This window comes from Kitasatospora sp. NPDC047058 (assembly GCF_040643935.1).
In the GTDB taxonomy this organism is placed as follows: domain Bacteria; phylum Actinomycetota; class Actinomycetes; order Streptomycetales; family Streptomycetaceae; genus Kitasatospora.
In genome coordinates, this window is record NZ_JBEYVJ010000614.1 from 1 (window position 1) to 3036 (window position 3036).

Consider the following 3036-nt stretch of genomic DNA (forward strand, 5'->3'; position numbering starts at 1 on the left):
CCACTGGGCGCTGTTCGCCGGGTGGCTGGCCGGCATGGTCTACGGCACCTGGAAGGCCTACGGCATCGCCAGCCCCGCCACCAAGCACTTCGGCGCCTGGGCGTACGCGCTGGGGGCCGCGTGGGTGCGGCTGGCGTTCTTCGGCATCTGGTTCGGCCGGGCCCGGGAGCCGGGCAGTCCGCTGCCGATGTGGCGGCCGGTGCTCTACTGCCTGACGCCGGCCGTGCTCTGGGCGGTGTCCGCCGCGGTGCCGAGCCCGGGCCGGTTCGTGCTCTGGGGCGTGGCGGTCGCACTGGAGGTGGTGCTGCTGGCGGTCCGGGCCGGCCTCAGCGAGGAGTTCTACGCCCGGCTCTCCACGGAGCACCTGGTCGAGCGGATCGGACTGTTCGTCGTCATCGTGCTCGGGGAGAGCGTCTTCACCGTCGTCGTCACCCTGGCCGACCACTTCACCGGCCCGTCGGGGCTGGCCGCGCTGCTCGGTTTCGTGGTGGTGGCCGAACTCGCGATGATCTTCTTCGTCTGGGGCACCACGGAGGCCGCCCGCGGGCTGCTCCAGGCCCAGGCCGGCGGCTCCAACCGGGCCATCCGCGACACCGTGATGTACCTGCCGTTCGTGCTGGTCTCCGGTATCACCGTGATCGCCGCCGCCCTCGGCACCGCGGTGGCCGAACCCGACCACACGCTGCCGCCGGGCTCCCGTTGGGCGCTGTGCGGCGGCGTCCTCGCCTTCTACTCGGCGAACGCCGCCATCTCCCTGCGGTACGGGGACCCTGGGCGGACGGTGCTCGGCTGGTACCTGCCCTGCCTGCTGCTCACCCTGGCGGGTCTGGTGCCCGCGTCGGTGTTCCTGCCGGCCTGGGCCGCGGTGGGCTGCGCCGCGGCGGTGGTGTTCACCTTGGCGAAGCTCGCCAAGCACCGCCGCGCCGCCCGGCTTCGGGCCGTGGGGGCGGAAGGGGCGGGAGGGGCGGGAGGGGCGGGAGGGACGGAGCCGGGAGGCGGGTAGGGGCCCGGCTCAGGCGTCCGGTTCCCGGCGGCCGCGGGTGGGTGCCGGGGCGCTCCAGCCGCCGCTGACCTCCCTCACCGGCTTGTGCGGGAAGCGCCGTTCGGCGTACTCCTTGGCCCGGGAGCCGGGGAGCACGTAGAGCGTCTCGGGCTTCTCCTGGAGCGGGCGCAGCACGGTGTCCATGAACTGCCGGCGGTCGTCGAGGTAGGGGCCGAGCACGTCCTCGCCGGCCGGGCAGACGGCCAGGCAGTAGGCAGCCTTGTAGCCGGGTTTGAAGGCGAGGCTCTGCCACATCGAGGCGTTCTCGGCGTCCGTGACGCGGCCGCGGAAGTCGGCGGCGTCCTCGCTGTCGGCCACGGTCTGCACCCAGTCGGTGAACCCGGCCATGAACTCGCGGTAGTTGTGGGTGGCGCAGGCGAGGAAGTCGAAGTCGCCGTCCTTGGTGAGCGCGCCGACGGGGCAGGCGGCGACGCACAGCTTGCATTCGACGCACGGGTTGTAGTCCAGCGGCTCGCCGTGGGCGCTGACCTCGGCGTCGACCAGCAGGGTGGCGAGGAGGACGAAGCTGCCGAAGCGCGGGTGGATGACGTTGCGGTGCAGGCCCATCACGCCCAGCCCGGCCGCCACCGCGACCGTCTTGTGCGCCACCACCCAGATCCGGCCGGGGAAGCGTTCCATCTCCATCGGGAAGGTCGCCGAGGGGTTGACCGCCCGGTATCCGGCGTCCTCCAGTTCGCGGACCACCGTCCGCGCCGCGTCGTTGACCAGTTCGCCGGCCCGGTGGAACTCGTGGTTGGCGACGCTGCGCGCGGCGGAGCGCACGTCGTCCCGGTTCATCCGCACCACGAGCGACACCAGGGTCCGCGCGCCCGGCAGGGCGCCCAGGACGTGGTCGCGCTCCCCCGCCAGGTCCGGGTGGTCCAGGCTCACCGCCGCCGCGTCGTCCGCCCCGGCGCGCAGGCAGAGCTCGCGGAGCCACCCGGCGTCGATCACGCCCGGCCGGGCCGCCGCCCGCCCCTCCGATCTGGCGGCCAGCACCGCTCGTACCGACGGGTGTTCGGCCAGCTTGCGCGGCAGCTTGGCTTCCATGGGACGGCCCCCGAATCCATGTCAGTTGGATTTTCATACTTAGTAGGGGGCTCAGCATACGCAAGGTTGGTTGGAAAACAAGACTGACGTGCTCCGGGCGTCGCCAGGGGCAACGTCGGGGCGACATCAGGGGCAGGTGGGGCGGTAGGGACTGCCGGGGGCCAGGCGCAGCCAGTCCCGGTGCGGGACGGGCGGGCGCAGAACGGCGCAGGCCTCGCGGGCGACCGCGTCCGGGTCGAGGCTCCACAGCGGCGCGGAGCCGTTGTCGCCGGCCGCCAGGACGCGGCCGTCGGGGAGGAACGCGAGGCCGTTGAGCGCCTGCCCCGGCCCGGTGAGGGTGGCAATCGGCGCGGCGGCGGTGAGGCCCCAGCGGCGGACCAGGCCCTGCCGGCCGGCGTCGGCGACGGTGCGGCCGTCCGGGGCGAAGGCGAGGGCCCGGACGCTGTCGGCACCCACACTGCGGTCGGCGCCCTCGGAGCCGGCGGCCGCACCGGGTTCGCCGTCCGGCCGCCTGCCGGTCCGGACGTCCCAGACCAGGACGAGGCGGTCGTTGCCGGCCGTGGCGAGGAACCGGCCGTCCGGGCTGACGGCCAGCTGGCGGATGTGGTCCTGGTGCTTCATCATGCTGCTCGCCCGGGCCTCCGCGGACGGGTCCGCGACCGTGAGCAGGTGGACCATCTGCGAATCGCACACGAAGGCCAGTTCGGCGCCGTCGCCGAGGAACGCCAGGGCGTGCACCGGGCCGATCGCGGAGTGCGGGCGGGCCCGCAGCGGTGACCCGTCCGGAGCACCGGTGAGCAGCCGCCCGTTCTCCGTTCCCACGGCCAGGACCGTGCCGTCCGGGCTGAGCGCCACCGCCGTCGGCTCGGCGCCCACGTCGGTGACGGCCGCCTGCGCGCCGTCCCGCGCCCTGGTGAGCCGGACGGTGCCGCCCGCGAAGGCGG

Annotated in this window: 2 protein-coding genes and 1 pseudogene; 1 reads left to right on the forward strand and 2 read right to left on the reverse strand. The window is 74.2% G+C overall.

The annotated features are described in order from the left end of the window. The coding region (locus ABZ885_RS38295; protein WP_360199378.1) for a low temperature requirement protein A at positions 1-1003 on the forward strand (1003 nt) is incomplete at its 5' end. Positions 1004-1012: 9 nt separating this feature from the next. On the opposite strand, the gene ABZ885_RS38300 is transcribed toward ABZ885_RS38295, so the two are convergent. Together ABZ885_RS38300 and ABZ885_RS38305 are read right to left on the reverse strand one after the other, a co-directional pair. After that, positions 1013-2092 (reverse strand): 4Fe-4S binding protein, encoded by a 1080-nt coding sequence (locus ABZ885_RS38300; RefSeq protein WP_360199380.1) that lies wholly within the window; start codon positions 2090-2092, stop codon positions 1013-1015. Positions 2093-2218: 126 nt separating this feature from the next. Continuing rightward, positions 2219-3036, reverse strand: a pseudogene (locus tag ABZ885_RS38305) (hypothetical protein); the annotation flags it as partial.